The sequence below is a fragment of the Mediterraneibacter catenae genome, assembly GCF_008691045.1.
In the GTDB taxonomy this organism is placed as follows: Bacteria; Bacillota; Clostridia; order Lachnospirales; family Lachnospiraceae; genus Mediterraneibacter; species Mediterraneibacter ornithocaccae.
The window spans coordinates 24,401-40,266 of the sequence record NZ_VMSO01000004.1; the positions used below are offsets into that span (position 1 = coordinate 24,401).

12 protein-coding genes and 1 pseudogene are annotated in these 15,866 nt (G+C 47.7%); 12 read left to right on the top strand and 1 reads right to left on the bottom strand.

Annotation, left to right across the window (positions count from 1 at the left end; translation table 11 throughout):
- Positions 1-180: 180 nt before the first annotated feature.
- From pcrA to FNY66_RS16100, 8 genes and pseudogenes are all read left to right on the top strand, one after another.
- Positions 181-2,481, top strand: coding sequence for a DNA helicase PcrA (gene pcrA, locus FNY66_RS04560; protein WP_150310413.1), 2,301 nt, complete (start codon positions 181-183; stop codon positions 2,479-2,481).
- 84 nt (positions 2,482-2,565) lie between these two features.
- Complete coding sequence (locus FNY66_RS04565; RefSeq protein WP_087151993.1) at positions 2,566-2,805, top strand: hypothetical protein; 240 nt, start codon at positions 2,566-2,568, stop codon at positions 2,803-2,805.
- 97 nt (positions 2,806-2,902) lie between these two features.
- The gene (rlmD, locus tag FNY66_RS04570; RefSeq protein WP_150310414.1) at positions 2,903-4,273 is read left to right on the top strand and encodes a 23S rRNA (uracil(1939)-C(5))-methyltransferase RlmD; all 1,371 of its coding nucleotides are present in this window, start codon (positions 2,903-2,905) and stop codon (positions 4,271-4,273) included.
- A 229-nt stretch (positions 4,274-4,502) separates the two neighbouring features.
- A complete protein-coding gene (locus tag FNY66_RS04575; protein ID WP_150310415.1) occupies positions 4,503-5,573 on the top strand; it encodes a macro domain-containing protein in 1,071 nt (356 codons plus the stop codon).
- Positions 5,574-5,657: 84 nt separating this feature from the next.
- Complete coding sequence (locus FNY66_RS04580; protein ID WP_150310416.1) at positions 5,658-6,320, top strand: vWA domain-containing protein; 663 nt, start codon at positions 5,658-5,660, stop codon at positions 6,318-6,320.
- A gap of 193 nt (positions 6,321-6,513) precedes the next feature.
- Positions 6,514-7,428 (top strand): lysine exporter LysO family protein, encoded by a 915-nt coding sequence (locus FNY66_RS15720; protein WP_229409446.1) that lies wholly within the window; start codon positions 6,514-6,516, stop codon positions 7,426-7,428.
- A 180-nt stretch (positions 7,429-7,608) separates the two neighbouring features.
- A pseudogene (locus tag FNY66_RS16095) lies at positions 7,609-8,103 on the top strand (DUF5714 domain-containing protein); the annotation flags it as partial.
- 15 nt (positions 8,104-8,118) lie between these two features.
- A complete protein-coding gene (locus FNY66_RS16100; RefSeq protein WP_150310495.1) occupies positions 8,119-8,520 on the top strand; it encodes an arsenate reductase ArsC in 402 nt (133 codons plus the stop codon).
- 57 nt (positions 8,521-8,577) lie between these two features.
- On the opposite strand, the gene FNY66_RS04600 is transcribed toward FNY66_RS16100, so the two are convergent.
- Complete coding sequence (locus FNY66_RS04600; RefSeq protein WP_150310417.1) at positions 8,578-11,085, bottom strand: excinuclease ABC subunit UvrA; 2,508 nt, start codon at positions 11,083-11,085, stop codon at positions 8,578-8,580.
- Positions 11,086-11,304: 219 nt separating this feature from the next.
- On the opposite strand from FNY66_RS04600, the gene FNY66_RS04605 reads away from it, so the two are divergent.
- From FNY66_RS04605 to cas7i, 4 genes are all read left to right on the top strand, one after another.
- A complete protein-coding gene (locus FNY66_RS04605) occupies positions 11,305-12,510 on the top strand; it encodes a class I SAM-dependent rRNA methyltransferase (protein WP_150310418.1) in 1,206 nt (401 codons plus the stop codon).
- Between the two features lie 315 nt (positions 12,511-12,825).
- Positions 12,826-13,566 (top strand): CRISPR-associated endoribonuclease Cas6, encoded by a 741-nt coding sequence (cas6, locus tag FNY66_RS04610; protein ID WP_190324783.1) that lies wholly within the window; start codon positions 12,826-12,828, stop codon positions 13,564-13,566.
- 16 nt (positions 13,567-13,582) lie between these two features.
- Positions 13,583-14,962, top strand: a complete 1,380-nt coding sequence (gene cas8a1, locus FNY66_RS04615; protein WP_150310420.1) for a type I CRISPR-associated protein Cas8a1/Csx8 — start codon at positions 13,583-13,585, stop codon at positions 14,960-14,962.
- Positions 14,959-15,843, top strand: a complete 885-nt coding sequence (gene cas7i, locus FNY66_RS04620; RefSeq protein ID WP_150310421.1) for a type I-B CRISPR-associated protein Cas7/Cst2/DevR — start codon at positions 14,959-14,961, stop codon at positions 15,841-15,843. Before cas8a1 ends, cas7i begins: the two co-directional genes overlap by 4 nt.
- Positions 15,844-15,866: the final 23 nt, after the last annotated feature.

A 15,866-nucleotide genomic window follows, 5' to 3' on the forward strand; every position in this document is an offset into this window, starting at 1 on the left:
ATATAGTATCGAAAACCGGATGACAAGTGCTACTTTGAAAATGGCACTCATTGACAGGAATCTTTTAACTATATTATAATTACGGTTACAGCTGTTCCCGGCAGGGAACAGAATATCGGAAATATTTGTGGAAGAAGAAAACTTCATGAAAGTGAATAACTATAGAATAAGGAGCGGCATATGAGCATATATGATACATTAAACGAACCTCAGAGAGAGGCTGTACTGCACACGGACGGCCCTCTTCTGATCCTGGCGGGCGCCGGATCGGGGAAGACGAGGGTGCTGACCCACCGTATCGCTTACCTGATCGAGGAGATGGGAGTGAACCCGTGGAATATCCTTGCAATCACATTTACCAATAAAGCGGCAGGCGAGATGCGGCAGAGAGTGGATGATCTGGTGGGCTTTGGCTCAGAGAGCATCTGGGTGAGTACCTTCCATTCTATGTGCGTGCGTATCCTGCGAAGATTTATCGACCGGCTCGGATATGACAACCGGTTTACAATCTACGATACAGATGATCAGAAGACTCTGATGAAAGCCGTGTGTAAAAAGGTTGACATAGACACGAAGCAGTTTAAAGAAAGAATGCTGCTCTCTGTAATTTCATCTGCGAAAAACGAGATGATCCTGCCGGAAGAATTTGAAATGAATGCAGGGGGAGATTTTGCGCAGCTTAAGATCGCAAAAGTATATCGTGAATATGAGGCTCAGCTCAAGGCGAACAATGCCCTTGATTTTGACGATCTTCTGGTGAAGACAGTGCAGCTTCTCCAGACGCAGCCGGATGTGCGCGAGAATTATCAGGAACGTTTCCGCTATATCATGGTAGATGAGTATCAGGATACGAATACCGTGCAGTTTAAGCTTGTCAGCCTGCTGGCCGGCAAATACAGGAATCTCTGTGTGGTCGGCGATGATGACCAGTCGATCTATAAGTTCCGCGGGGCGAATATCAGGAATATCCTCGATTTCGAGAAAGAATATCCGGACGCCAAAGTGATCAAACTGGAACAGAATTACCGTTCCACGGAAAATATCCTCAATGCCGCCAACGGTGTGATCAGCAACAACAAAGGCCGCAAAGACAAGACGCTCTGGACAGCCAACGGCGAGGGGCAGAAGATCTGCTTAAAACAGTTCGACACGGCATATGATGAGGCGGAATTTATCGCGGAGGACATTAAAAAAGAAGTACGCGACGGGGCGTCCTACAATGACAGCGCCGTGCTGTACCGGACAAACGCGCAGTCTCGTCTTCTGGAGGAAAAATTCATTGCCATGAATATTCCATATAAGATCGTGGGCGGCATTAACTTTTACGCCCGCAGGGAGATCAAGGATATTCTGGCTTACTTAAAGACTGTGGACAACGGGCAGGATGATCTGGCGGTGCGCAGGATCATCAATGTGCCGAAGAGAGGAATCGGACTTACAACGATCAACCGAATTCAGGAAGCGGCGGATGCGCGCGGAATCAGTTTCTACGATGCACTGCTCGCACCGGAGATGATCCCGGGAGCGGGGCGCAGCGCGGCGAAGCTGAATTCATTTGCGGCGCTGATCGAGTATTTCAAAGGGCAGGCGGAGAAAGAGAGCCTGACGGATCTGTTAAATGAGATCCTTGATATGACCGGCTACACACAGAATCTCGAGGCGGACGACGAGATAGACGCAGAGAGCCGTCTCCAGAATATCGAAGAACTCTTAAATAAAGCGGCAGCTTATGAAGAGGACTGTGAAGACCGGGACGAGAAAGCAACGCTGAGCGGCTTTCTTGAGGAAGTGGCTCTGGTAGCGGATATTGACAGCCTTGAAGAAGATCAGGACTATGTGGTGCTCATGACACTGCACAGCGCAAAAGGATTGGAATTCCCTCATGTATACCTTGCGGGAGTGGAGGATGGACTGTTTCCGAGCTATATGACGATCACGGGGGATGATCCGGAGGAACTGGAAGAAGAGCGCAGGCTCTGCTATGTAGGGATCACCCGGGCAGAGCAGAAGCTGACCCTGACCTGCGCGCGAAAACGCATGGTGCGCGGAGAGACGCAGTACAACAGGATTTCCCGCTTTATCAGCGAGATCCCGCCGGAACTGCTGGATACAGGCAGGAGCAGCGCGGAAAGGGCAGGCGGTGCAGGAAATACATATTCCGGCGATTCTGGTTTCGGAAATGCAGACGGCATCGGGGGTGGCGCATTTGCAGGGACAGGCAGAGGCGGAAGCTTCGGAAAAGCATATGGCGCTGCGGGGAAAAAGCCCTTTACAGCATTGACGAAAGGCAGCCAGCTTACGGCACAGAAGAGCGACAAGCTGTCTTACGGCGTGGGCGACCGTGTCCGTCATGTGAAGTTCGGTGAAGGAACTGTCCTCGATATCAAAGAAGGCGGACGTGACTTTGAAGTTACCGTAGAATTTGATACGGCAGGCGTGAGGAAAATGTTTGCCATGTTTGCAAAACTAGTGAAAATTTAATAAATTAGTAGTAATCTGAAAATGTTGGTGTTATAATAATTAGAAAGTAAGCACTGTCTCAGGGACAGGGAAAGGACGTGTATTATGAGCAAAGTAGAAGAGCTTATTGCTGAATCAAAATTAAGTGAGCTTCTCCACAAGAACGAGGCGGAAAAACAGAAAAATACAGTGATCTGGGTACTGGCTATCATCGGGGCAGTTGCAGCAGTAGCAGCGATCGCATATGCAGTATATCGTTTCTTCACACCGGATTATCTGGAAGACTTTGAAGATGACTTCGATGATGATTTTGATGATTATTTCAGCGAAGACGATCAGGTGTAAGACCGGTAAAATGAAATAGAACAGTAAACAGAAAAAGAAGGCGGGATGCAGGAACACTGCACCCTGCCTCTTTTACTGTGGAAGAATGGAGATTTGTATGAAAAAAGGACAAATATTTGAAGGGATCATTGAGAGGGTGGATTTCCCGAATAAAGGAATTGTATATGTCCCGGAAGAGGAAAAGTATGTGACGGTAAAAAACGGAATACCCGGTCAGAAAGTAAGATTTGTGATCAACAAATTCAAACGTGGCAATGCAGAGGGACGTCTGCTCGAAGTGCTGGAGAAGTCGCCGCTTGAGACGAGAGAGCCTGTCTGCAGCATCTTTCCCGCCTGCGGCGGATGCATGTACCAGACGATGCCTTATGAAGAGCAGATGAAGATGAAAGAGGGACAGATCCGCCGCCTCATGGATGAAGCAGTAAACGGAGAGTATGTGTTCGAGGGAGTGAAAGCGAGCCCGAAAGAATTCGGTTACCGCAATAAGATGGAATTCTCTTTTGGGGATGAGTATAAGGACGGACCGCTCTCTCTGGGACTTCATAAAAAGGGGAGTACATACGACGTCCTGACAGCTTCAGACTGCCGTCTTGTCCATGAAGATATGAACAGGATCCTAGTCTCTGTACTTGAGTATTTCCGGGAGAGAAATGTAAGTTATTATAAGAAAATGCAGCATACAGGATATCTGCGCCATCTCCTTGTAAGGCGCGGTGATACAACAGGAGAGATCCTTGTGAATCTGGTGACTACTACTCAGGAAGAGCATGATCTGCACCCTCTGGTGGACGAACTGCTGAAACTGGATCTGGACGGGAAGATCGTGGGCATCCTGCACATCCTCAACGATTCACTGTCTGATGTGGTCAAGAGCGATGAGACGAGGATCCTGTACGGGCAGGACTTCTTCTACGAGAAACTGCTCGGACTGGACTTTAAGATCACTCCTTTCTCCTTCTTCCAGCCTAACACGCGCGGCGCGGAAGTGCTCTATGAGACGGTGCGAGAGTACATTGGCGATATCCATGATATGACCGTGTTCGATCTCTTCAGCGGAACCGGAACGATCAGTCAGGTACTGGCTCCGGTGGCGAAGCAGGTGGTTGGCGTGGAGATTGTCGAAGAAGCGGTTGAGGCTGCAAAGGAAAATGCTGCGAGGAACGGTATTTCCAACTGTAAATTCATAGCAGGCGATGTATTTCAAGTGCTCGATGAACTGGAAGAAAAACCGGACGTCATCGTGCTCGATCCGCCGAGGGACGGGATACATCCGAAGGCGCTGCCAAAGATCTTAAGCTATGGCGTAGATCGGATCGTGTATATCTCATGCAAGATGACGAGTCTGGCGAGAGATCTCGAGATGATGCAGATCGCCGGGTATCGGGTGGAGAAGATGACGGCGGTGGATCAGTTCTGTGAGACGGTGCATGTGGAGACGGTATGTTTGCTGTCAAGGAAAGATAAATAAAGGCTGAAAAGCGGCGTATTTCCGGGCTTTTTGTAAGGTTAGCATCATCAGAGAAGCCTTGCAAAAAGCTCGGTTTTCTTGTATGAAAGCATATCTATTGCAAAAACGGTCGGAGGGTTTGGGTCGTGGATAGAGAAAAGGAATACACAGGCACAGTTTGCAGAGACTTGAAGGCCTGGAATACGACATGGAACTGAAATATGTGAAACGGAAAGGATAGGGTATCAATATGCCATTTGAAATAGTACGAAATGATATTGTAAATATGCAGGTAGATGCAGTGGTAAATACTGCAAATCCGAATCCGGTCATTGGTTCTGGTGTTGACAGTGGAATACATAAAAAAGCCGGACCCGAACTGCTTGTGGCACGGAAGAAAATTGGACGCATTGATTTTGGTGATGCGGTTATCACATCCGGATTTTGTTTGGACGCAAAGTACGTGATCCACACTGTGGGTCCGGTATGGGAAGATGGTACTCATGGTGAGGAACAGATATTGTCCTCATGCTATCGGAAGTCTTTGGAACTGGCAAAGGAGTATGGGTGTGGATCCATTGCCTTTCCGCTGATTGCTACCGGTAACTATGGATTCCCAAAGCCTCTTGCCTTGCAAATAGCTGTCCGGGAGATCAGTTCCTTCCTTTTGGAAAATGAGATGCAGATCTATCTGGTTGTATTTGGAAGAGAAGCCTTTGCACTGTCAGAGAAGTTGTTCAAGTCTGTAAGCAGCTATATTGACGAAAATTATATCTGCAGCAAGAGACTTGATGAGTATGGCTCAGAGAGGGGAAATACTTCCCGTATCGAAGCAAGGAGAAGAAATGAACGGCTGAAAGAGAGCAGCCGTATCCCTGGGGGTATTTATAAGTCCCCGGTATTGGAAGAGAATTTTGATATGTCTGTTGGTGCAGCGGCTCCAATGGAGGCTGAAAATTGGGGAGAGTTGTTAAAAAATCTGGATGCGGGATTTTCCGAAACGCTCCTTAAGCTGATCGATCGTACCGGGAAAAAAGATTCGGAGATCTATAAAAAGGCCAATGTGGACAGAAAGCTGTTCTCAAAAATCCGCAATAATAAGGACTACAAGCCATCCAAGACAACGGCGCTGGCTTTTGCCTTCGCTCTGGAGTTGAATATCGATGAGACAAAGGATTTTATCGGCCGGGCCGGCTTTGCTCTTTCACACAGCAGTAAATTTGACGTGATCGTAGAGTATTTTCTTATAAATGAAAATTACAATGTATTTGAGCTGAATGAAGTCCTGTTTGCGTTTGACCAGCCGCTGATCGGCGCATAAAAAAATGTCGCATACCATGCGACCATTCATCCTCCCGCTTTTCTTATAATGAAATCACAATAAAGAAAACAGGAGGATATCAAAATGACAGAATTAGTATTTATCTTAGACAGAAGTGGTTCCATGTCGGGACTGGAGAAGGACACCATCGGAGGCTTCAACTCCATGTTGGAAAAGCAGCGTAAGGAACTGGGTGATGCAGTAGTGTCCACAGTGCTGTTTGATAACCTGACGGAGATTATTCATGACCGTGTTCCCATTGCAAATGTACGAGACCTTACGGACAGAGAATATTTTGTCCGTGGCTGCACAGCACTTTTGGATGCCGTGGGCGGGGCGATCCATCATATTGGAAATGTCCATAAGTATGCCCGGAGAGAGGATGTGCCGGAGAAGACGCTCTTTATCATCACTACGGATGGCATGGAAAATGCAAGTCGGTTTTACAGCTACGATAAGGTCAGCTGTATGATAAAACGCCAAAAGGAATGCTATGGTTGGGAGTTTCTTTTTCTTGGAGCTAACATTGACGCAGCTGCAGAGGCAAGAAGATTTGGGATCGATGAAGCTATGGCTGCGAATTATCACTGTGACGAGGTTGGAACAGCCCTTAATTACGAGGTTATCAGCGAGGCAATCACCAGTGTGAGAGCCAGTGCTGCACCGTTGTCAGCCGATTGGAAAAAGAAGATTGATGCAGATTATAAGAAGCGGGATCTGCAGAGGAAATCTCATAGGGTTTCGTAGAAGTAAGTATATAAAATGCTGGAAAGTTACATTTCTGCCAGCGGTGTTTCTCTTCAGGGAAGCAGGATATATGATTTTCCGGCGTAAATAGTACTGCCCCAAATTTTAATAAGTCAGACTCTTTTCTTGTGTTTTACACCTGCCTGGAGCTATAATAGGAAAGTCACTATAATTTCAAGGGGCAGGAACACTAATGACAACACTTGTATTTATGATTATTGGATTCGCAGTCGGACGGATTTTCCCCGTCCGATATAAAACGTTAAATGAACGTATACAGCTTCTGTGCACGCTGGTTCTTATTTTTCTGATGGGAGTCGGACTGAGCCAGAGAGACGGCTTTTTCTCCGGACTGTTCAGTCTGGGATTCAAAAGTTTCTTGTTCTTTTTGTTTCCTACAGTTCTGTCTGTTGCGGTTGTCTATCTGTTGACCAGATGGTTTATGGACGGGGCTGAAGCGGGAAACGGACAGAGGAGAACATCCGGAGGACGAGCAGAAGCGGCGGAAAGTGATCCGATGGTATTCATGGCGCTCGGTGCGCTGATACTCGGGATCGGATGCGGAGCAGTCCCGGCAGTGGCTCTTCTTCTGCGGCCACTGTCTACACACACGGAGTGGCTTCTTTACTTTCTGATGTTTTCGGTCGGTATCAGTGTAGGGCTTCATCGGGGGATCGTGGCGGGAGTCCGCCAGTATCATGTGAAAATCCTGCTCATTCCATGTGGTATCATCATCGGTTCACTGGCAGGCGGCGTCCTGTGCGGGCTGTTGATGGATTATCCGGTCAATCAGGCGGTCTCCATCGCAGGCGGTCTGGGATGGTACAGTCTGGCGGGAGTATCTGTAAGCAATCTTGCCGGAGCAGAGGCGGGGAGTATTGCATTTCTGAGCAGCCTGATGCGGGAAATCGGCGCTTTTTTTATGATCCCGTATATTTCCCGGCATTTTAACGCCTGTACATGTATTGCGCCGGCGGCTGCGACCAGTGAGGATACTACGTTGCCCATGTTGATCCGCTATACGAATGAAGAGACGGTGGTCCTTTCTGTATTCAACGGGATCATCTGTTCTGCGGCTGTGCCGGTACTTATTTCACTATGCTATTAAATGGAGGAGCGTATGAAAGAAGAATGTCTGATCTGTAAAGCACCGTTGGAGTATCTGAACGAAGATACTGAAATGGAATGTGAATTATGCCATAAAAAGGAAAGAAGCAAAACGAGATGTATAAACGGGCATTATGTCTGCAATGAATGTCATATGCAGGGAATCGACAGCCTTATCGGGATGTGCTTAGAAGAAACATCACGAAATCCTATCGTGATACTTGATAAGATGATGGCGATGCCATTCTGCCACATGCACGGGCCGGAGCATCATGTTATGGTGGGAATGGCGCTGCTGACTGCTTACAGAAACAGTGGCGGAGAGATCGATCTTGAAAAATCGCTGATCGAAATGAACAGCAGGGGACAGTCTGTGCCGGGCGGCGCATGTGGGTTCTGGGGCGCCTGCGGTGCAGGGATCAGCACCGGAATGTTTGTCTCCATCATTACAGGCTCCACGCCTCTCGGGAAAGATAATTTCGGACTGGCTCATAAGATGACGGCGAAAGCATTAGGAGCGATCGGTGAGGTCGGCGGGCCCCGCTGCTGCAAAAGAGACTCTTATCTTTCTATATCCGAAGCGATTGATTTTGTGAAGGAAAATATGGGGATTGCGATGGGAAAAACTGATATCGTCTGTTCCTACAGCGGTCAGAATAATCAGTGTATCGGGAAAAGATGCCCGTTCTCCATGAAGAAGAAACAGAAAAAGAAGATTGCATTTATCTGTGTGCACAATTCCTGCCGGAGCCAGATCGCGGAAGCTTTCGGAAGAAAATATCTGTCAGACATCTTTGAATGTTACTCCGCGGGAACGGAAGTGAAACCGCAGATCAATCAGGATGCGGTAAGACTGATGAAGCAGAAATATGGCATAGATATGGAGAAAGATCAATATTCCAAATTGCTTGACGACATTCCGGAAGCGGATATTTATGTGTCTATGGGTTGCAATGTCGCCTGTCCGAATATCCCGGGGAAGAAGATTGTCAACTGGGGCCTGGAAGATCCGACCGGGCAGGAGGACTCAGTTTTCCTGGATGTGATCAGACGGATAGAAGAAAATATACTGAAAATGAGAGATGAGAAATAAAACACTCAAGAGTAAAGGCTGTTGCTGCTTACGGGCGGCGACAGCCTTTAAAAATATTTACAGATATCTTCCGGTAATACTTTCGGCCGAAGCCCTGATCTCCTCCGGTGTCCCGACCGCCACGATCCGGCCGCCGTCCTCGCCGCCGCCCGGCCCCATATCGATGATATAGTCGGCGCTGCGGATGAGGTCCAGATCATGCTCGATGACGATGACGGTGGCGCCGTTGGCAATAAGCGTACGGAATACTCCGATCAGTGTCCGGACATCAAGGGGATGCAGGCCAATCGTGGGCTCGTCGAATACAAAGACAGAGTCCGACTGGGCTTTTCCCATTTCGCTTGCCAGTTTCAGGCGCTGAGCTTCTCCGCCGGAGAGACTGGGCGTCTCTTCGCCAAGCGTCAGATAACCGAGTCCGAGATCTTTCAGAACCTGAAGTCTCTGGCTGACAGATTTCATATCTTCACAGGCTTTCAGCGCGGTATTCACATCCATCGCCATCAGTTCCGGCAGGGAATATGTCTGTCCCTTTTTACTGATGTACCGTATCCCTTCGGCTTCTCTGGAATAGCGGGAACCACGGCAGTCCGGGCAGGTGATCTTCACATCAGGCAGGAACTGTACGTCAAGGCTGATGATGCCGGTGCCGTCGCAGACAGGACAGCGGAGTTTTCCTGTATTATATGAGAAATCTCCTGCTTTATATCCGAGCTCCCTAGCGTCTGGTGTCTTTGCAAATCTTTTCCTCAGCTCATCGTGTACATTTGCATAGGTAGCAACAGTCGAGCGGACATTGATCCCGATCGGCGTTGCGTCGATCAGCTTTATCTGTGTGATGCCGTCCGCACTGATAGACCGCACATGTTCCGGCAGCGGCTTCCCCTGTATGGATGCTTCCAGTCCGGGAATGAGGCTCTCCAGTATGAGTGTCGTCTTGCCGGAACCGGACACGCCGGTGACAGCGGTCAGCCTGCCCTTAGGAATGTCGGCTTCCAGAGGCTTTACTGTATGGATGGAAGAGGTGGAGAGGTGGATTCTGCCATCGGAAAATATATCAGCCTGCTCACTCTGTGTTCGTGTTGTAATGTGCGTGTTTCCTGCCTGTACAATGCTTTCGTGTGTATTCCCGGTGAGGAAAGGACCGATCATGGAAGATGGATTTTTGATAAGCTCCGGCACGGATCCCTCAGCGATCACCCGGCCACCGTCAGAACCTGCCCCCGGTCCCATCTCGATGATCCAGTCTGCCTCAGAAAGGATCTGAGCATCATGGTCCACCAGAAGGACAGAATTGCCGTCTGCGATGAGATCGTGCATCACGCCGTTGAGTCCGACAATATTTGCAGGATGAAGTCCGATGGAAGGCTCATCCAGTACATAGAGGACCCCCGTGGTACGGTTGCGCACTGCGCGGGCAAGCTGCATCCTCTGCCGTTCCCCGGTGGAGAGGGTGGACGCGGCGCGGTCCAGTGTGAGATAACCCAGTCCCAGATCCATCAGACGCTTTGCCACTGTCTGGAAAGATTCGCAGATGCTCTTTGCCATGGGACGCATTTCTTCCGGCAGGGAGGCGGGCACTTCTGATACCCATTTCGTAAGATCAGACAGTGTCATCGTACATGCCTCATCCAGAGTAATGCCTTTGAGCTTCGGCGCCCGTGCGGCTTCGGAGAGGCGCGTGCCGCCACAGTCCGGGCAGGGCTCCAGTTTCAGGAATTTCTCGACGCGCTTCATTCCTTTCTCATCTTTGACTTTTGCCAGAGCATTTTCTACTGTGTAAACAGCGTTATAATAAGTGAAATCGAGTTCGCCGGCCTGATTGGATTTCCTGGCCTTATAGAGGATGTGTTTCTTTTCTGCAGGACCATTGTAGACGATATCCTTTTCTCTGTCAGTCAGATCACGGAAAGGAATGTCAGTGCGCACGCCCATTTCCCGGCAGACATCAGTCATCAGCGACCACATCAAAGAATTCCACGGAGCAACGGCGCCTTCATCGATGGTAAGCGAGTCGTCAGGTACAAGGGTGGAGCGGTCTACGGTCCGTATCATCCCGGTTCCGTCGCAGGTGCGGCATGCGCCCTGACTGTTGAACGCCAGCTCTTCAGCAGACGGAGCGTAGAAATGCGCGCCGCATTCCGGGCAGACCAGTTCCTGTCCGGCAGCTACGGCGAGGGTAGGAGACAGATAGTGCCCGTTGGGACATCTGTGCTCTGCCAGTCTGGAGAACATCAGGCGCAGGCTGTTTAAGAGCTCCGTGCCCGTGCCGAATGTGCTGCGGATGCCGGGGACGCCCGGACGCTGATGCAGCGCCAGGGCAGCAGGCACATACAGCACCTCGTCCACATCTGCTTTTGCCGCCTGCGTCATGCGCCGTCTCGTATAGGTGGACAGTGCATCCAGATAGCGTCTCGAACCCTCGGCATAAAGTACGCCCAGAGCGAGAGAGGATTTGCCGGAGCCTGACACACCGGCGATGCCGACGATTTTCCCGAGGGGAACGTCAACATCTATATTTTTCAGGTTGTGGACCCGCGCACCGCGGATCAGTATCTTGTCTTTCACGTAAGGTCTTCCTTTCAAAATGAGGTATGGTAATTATACTCTTTTTCACAAGAAACATCAATTTACACAGGATCTGTGGTATGATATTCAGTAACAGTTCAGCCATCTGATGTCAGGCGACGTATTTATGCCTGCATAGGAATGGCGCGGGCTGAACTATTACGTTATTGAAAACGATAATATTCAGAAAGATTAGTCATATTACACAGGAGGAACATTATGTCTAATGCAGTTGTTACATTAAGAAAAGGTGCAGGCCGTACACTCAAGCAGGGCGGTCCGTGGATTTACGATAATGAGATAGAAAGTATTATGGGAAGCTTTGAGGACGGCGATATCGTGCTCGTCCATGATTTCGACGGCTATCCTCTGGGTCGGGGATTTATCAACCGGAATTCAAAACTGACCGTCCGAATGATGACGAGAAACTGCGATACGGAAGTGGATGAGGCGTTTATCCATATGCGCGTACAAAACGCCTGGGAATACAGGAAAAAGGTAATGGATGACATCTCGAGCTGCCGTGTGATCTTCGGTGAGGCAGATTTCCTGCCGGGTATTGTGGTGGACAAGTTTGCGGACGTACTTGTGGTGGAATCACTTGCTCTGGGCATCGACCGCTTTAAAGTGATGATCGTGGATATTCTGAAAGAGCTGATGGAGAAAGACGGCATCCACATCCGGGGCGTCTACGAGCGGAGCGACGCAAAAGTCCGCGAGCAGGAAGGAATGGAACGGCGCAAGGGATTTATCGGAGAACCTTTTGACACGAAAGTGGAAATCGTGGAGAATGGCGTGCGTTATTACGTGGATGTAAAGGACGGACAGAAGACAGGCTTCTTCCTCGACCAGAAATACAACAGAAGGGCAGTGGCAAAGCTATGCAAAGGGGCGCGGGTACTGGACTGCTTTACTCACACAGGATCATTTGCTCTCAATGCGGGAATTGCGGGCGCTAAGCACGTGACCGGAGTGGACGCCTCTGAACTGGGTGTTGCACAGGCGAGAGAGAATGCCGCTCTGAACGGATTGGAAGACCGGGTGGAGTTTATCTGCGAGGACGTCTTTGACCTGCTTCCGCGTCTGGAGAAACAGGGAGAGAAGTACGATGTGGTCATCCTCGATCCACCGGCGTTTACGAAGTCTAGAAGCTCCATTAAAAAGGCAGTGAAAGGATATAGGGAGATCAACCTGCGCGGAATGAAGCTTGTGAAAGACGGAGGTTATCTTGCAACCTGTTCCTGCTCTCATTTCATGGATCAGGAGCTCTTTACTAAGACGATCGGACAGGCGGCGCAGAATGTGCATAAGAGACTGCGGCAGGTGGAATTCAGGACGCAGGCGCCGGATCATCCGATACTGTGGGGAGCGGGGGATTCCTATTATCTGAAGTTTTATGTATTTCAGGTGTGTGGGGAGAAGTAAAAGAAGAAGAGTGGGTAACGGGAAAAAGAGACAACTCCGAGGATTTATGGTTTAAAGGCCAAATCCTCAGAGTTGTCTCTTTTTTGTGCGGGGGATTTCCCCATTTTATTGTTCCACTATGACACCACTAACATATAGATACAAGACTATCTTTACATTCCAATCTGGAAATATGTCTGTCTTATTATATACGACATATTTCCAAAATACAATATTTAATTATTAGACCTATAGTATTGAAACTATAATAAATTTATTGATTTATTGATAAATATATGATATTCTGGATGAAAAGAAAGGAGCGTGATGACATCTGTGAGACTGAAACTGGATTTTATTTTAAAGTCCCCACGGCTTCCAGTGGACAACAAACGTATTTGGGTTTCCTTTTTTAAGAAAGCGTTGTCTCAATGCGGAGACGGCAGATTCTACGATCGGTATTTCAGTGGGACGCCAAACAAAGATTATACATTTAGTGCGGTGTTCCCCGGGCCGAAGTTTCAGGGAGATGTGGTAGAACTTGCAGAAAGCAGGATGTCAATACTTTTCTCTGCGGATGACAGAAAAAGAACAGGATTAATATTCTTTCAGGCGTTCATTCAGATGAAAGAGAAAGTATTTCCCCTGCCAGACGGGAACTATATGATCCTAAAGAAAATCATACAGCTTCCGGAAAAGCTGATCACAAGTGACCGGGTTGTGTTTCGTACGGCAACGGGCGGCGGACTTGTGATCCGAAAGCATGACAGAGAAACAAACAGAGACCGTTTTTTCTCCTTTGAGGATGAAGGGTTTGCGGAACAGATGAGAGAAGTACTGAGATATCAGGCAAGAGATGCCGGTTTTTCTATGGAGGATGGACGAACGATTGAGTTTACGCCGATTCAGTGCAGGAAGGTATTGGTAAAGCACTGGCGCGTTTTTGTTGATGCCACATGCGGAGTATTCGAGTTGCATGGAAAACCCGAGCTTTTACAGTATTTTTATCAGGCGGGCTTGGGGTCCAAGCATTCATCGGGGTTCGGGATGCTGGAAATTGTAACGGAAGATAACTGAGGGGAGGGAGGTAAATGTGAAACTGGAAAAAGAAAACGAAGTATTTGATATATGGCTGTATGCGTCGGACTGGCGGTACTCAGCGGCAATCGTGGGACTGAACAAATATTTGGAGTTTTATAAACATGAAATAGAATATGAGCTTACGGACGATTATTTAAAATTCCACAGAGCGGATATTACAGAAGAGCGCTATCTGAAATTCGCCGAGTTTTATTATGAAGACCAGTTCCTTCACAGAGAGTTGGAACGATATATGGCTCTTGAACAATGGACAGAGGATCAGACAAAAAGGATTAACGAGCTTCTTAAAGGAAATGCCGCTATGAAAAAGGTGTTTGGCAAGATTAGATTTGAAGGGACAAACAGTCAGGAAATAAAAACACTGATTGAAAATCATCGAAGCAATCTGATTCGGGAAACATTCCGCAATAAGAACAATCTGTATAAGAACTTTGCCAATCCCGGACAGCTTTTTAAAGAACGGGGAACCTGCTGCCGTCTGTGGGGATATTATGTGGACGGAGGAAGAAAGACAAAGTCGATCTCTTATAATTTTGACGTAAATACTTTCGTGTCAGAGGATGATATGTTGTTTGATTTTATACCGTTTGCCTTCTGGGGAGACAGAGAAGTGTTTTTCGTAAATGATAATTTTTCTCTAAAACAGATGGTGACTACAAATCAGACGCTGGAAAAGTTAGTCCGTACGAAAACTTCTGATATAGCCAACAAGGATGCGAGAAAAGCATTGTTTAAGACGATTCAGAAGACAGCAGATTTTCTCAATTACAGTGTAGAGGTAATTACTAAACAGCGAGATACAGAATTTTTCGAGACAATGTATGTGAGAAAAGAGAGCATCAAAGTCCTGAGAAAACTGAAAGCATATGAGCCGTTTTGTTTTTCTGTAAAAATAGCTGACAACTATTATCTTGACGTGCAGAAAAAAGTGACGGAATGTATCCTGAATCTGGTGCGAACGGATGAACTTATCGAATTTTTCCTGAAACAGGGTATGAGGCGTGATACAAAGTACAGTTCAGAATATCTGGTATCTCTGCTGATACAGATAAACAATCTGATCTGCAAAGGAGGAGAAAAATTGAATCAGTCAATGAGAGGTGCATATGCCTGTGCAAAAGCAGTGGTTAAAGTTGTTCCGGAAAATAAAAGAACCGCATACCGTCAGAAATTGACGAGTGCGGTTGTGTTTAAAGATTATGACAGATACTGCCAGATTTTACTGCAGTTATCAAATTATAGCGGCGTAGCATTTGATTTTGTATATGACCTGTTTGAAGATTTTGAAAAAAATAAAGACGCGGCATATACATTTATCAACGCATTGACGCCGAACAAGGATGAAAAGAAGCAGGGAGGAGAAACAGAATGAAAAAGAAAGCACTGACTGTAACCGTAGTTGCCAATATGACATCCAACTATTCCGAAGGGCTTGGAAATATTGCCAGTGTACAGAAAGTTTTTAAGAACAGAAAAGTCTATACGGTAAGAAGCCGCGAAAGTCTGAAAAATGCCATCATGGTACAGTCCGGAATGTACGACGATCTTCAGACAGAGGTGGATGGGGCAACTCAGAAGCTGGTCAATTCTGAACTGAATGCGGCCACCTGCCGTGCTCTTGAGGGTGGATATATGAGCACAAAAGGGACAACCTATGTCCGCAAAAGCTCCATCTATCTGACAGATGCGATTGCCTGCGAGAGTTTTGTAAGCGAGACACGTTTCCACAATAACCTGTATCTGGCGAGTAATTATGCAAAGGCGCAGGGAAAGAACATCCAGAATGATGCAGACGGCGTGGGTCTGATGCCCTACCAGTATGAATATGACAAATCATTAAAAGTATACAGCATGACAATAGATCTGGAAATGGTCGGCAAAGACGAGAATTTTGGCGCGGAAGCATCCGCAGAAGAAAAAGCAGAGCGTGTGAATGCAATTCTCCGGGCTGTTGAGACTTTAAGTCTTGTCGTGAAAGGAAATCTGGACAATGCGGAACCGGTATTTGTAGTCGGAGGCTTGAGTGAGAGAAAGACACACTATTTTGAAAATGTGGTTCATGTGGAAGAAGACAGGCTTCTGATGACGGATGATCTGCAGGCTAAGATAGGGGAAGGGTATCGCACGGGTCTGTTAAAGAGCAGAGTATTTTTGAATGAGGCTGAAGTTGAAGAAACACTGCATCCATTGTCTGTCTCCGCGTTCTTTGATGCCCTTGCAGATGACGTGAAAAAGTACTATGGAGTCGACTGATCAACATAAAGGCAGGTGAAGCA